Origin of the sequence: Rhodococcus sp. EPR-157, from assembly GCF_001647195.1 — a bacterium.
In the GTDB taxonomy this organism is placed as follows: Bacteria; Actinomycetota; Actinomycetes; order Mycobacteriales; family Mycobacteriaceae; genus Rhodococcoides.
In genome coordinates, this window is the sequence record NZ_LVCV01000581.1 from 1 (window position 1) to 1,471 (window position 1,471).

1 protein-coding gene is annotated in these 1,471 nt (G+C 62.1%); it reads right to left on the reverse strand.

The window, feature by feature from the left end:
* Positions 1-1,471: AMP-binding protein (locus tag A2J03_RS25415; RefSeq protein WP_156520579.1), on the reverse strand; the 1,471-nt coding region annotated here is incomplete at both ends.

Here is a 1,471-nt window from a genome sequence, read left to right on the forward strand (position 1 = left end):
GTCGAAGCGGTTGAGGAACCACATCCGCTGCTGCGCCAACGACAACGGAACCATCTCCGGACGCTCCCGCGCCACCAACGGAACCCGCACACCCGACCCCACCGACTGCTCCACCCGAACCGCCAACGCACCCACCGACGGCGCCTCGAACACCAACCGCACCGGCACCACCGCATCCAACGCCACACCCAACCGCGACACCACCTGCGTCGCAATCAACGAATTACCACCCAACGCAAAGAAATCATCATCCACACCCACCCGATCCACACCCAACACCTCGGAAAACACCCGCGCCACCGCCTCCTCCACCGGAGTCGACGGAGCCCGAAACACCACAGCCTCGAACACCGGATCCGGCAACGCCGCACGATCCAACTTCCCATTCACGTTCAACGGCAACGCATCCAACACCACAAACGCCGACGGCACCATGTACGACGGCACCAGACCACCCAACTCCGCCTTCACCGCACCCACATCCAACTCAACCCTCGACCCATCCACACCCTCCCCACCCACCACATACGCCACCAACTGATCCCCCGCAAACTCATCCACCCGAGCCACCACCGCAACATCGACCACCCCACCCAACCCACGCAACGCCGACTCGATCTCCCCCAACTCGATCCGGAACCCACGCACCTTCACCTGAAAATCACTACGCCCCACATACTCCAACTCACCAGAACCACTCCACCGCACCACATCACCCGTCCGATACAACCGCGAACCCACACCCACACCCGCAACACCCACAAACGGATTCGCCACAAACCTCTCCGCCGTCAAATCCACCCGACCCACATACCCACGCGCCAACTGCACACCCGCCAAATACAACTCACCCGACACACCCACCGGCACCGGATGCAACCGCTCATCGAGCACCAACACACCCGTATTCCACTCCGGCACACCAATCGGCACACCCGACACATCACCCGCACCCACCTCATGCACCGTCACCGACACCGCAGCCTCGGTCGGACCATACAAATTGAACAAACCACCCGCATTACCCCGACGGAACCACTGCGCCGTCGCACCCGGCAACGCCTCACCGATCGCCAACACCCGCACCAACGACCCCGACAACACCCCACCCGACACCGCCAACAACGCCGACAACATCGACGGCACCACATGCAACGTCGTCACCGACTCCGCCACCATCAACTCATGCAAATACGCCGCATCCCGATGACCCTCCACCGACGCCACCACCACCGACGCACCCGACACCAACGCCGACCAAAACTCCCACACCGACAAATCGAACGTCGCCGCAGTCTTGAGCAACACCACATCCCCCACACCCAAACCGAACTCAGCCCGCTTCCACACCAACTGATTCACCACAGCCTCATGCGAAACCGCCACACCCTTCGGCCGACCCGTCGACCCCGACGTGAAAATCACATACGCCGAATTCGACCCCCGCAACACCGACAACCGCTCACCATCA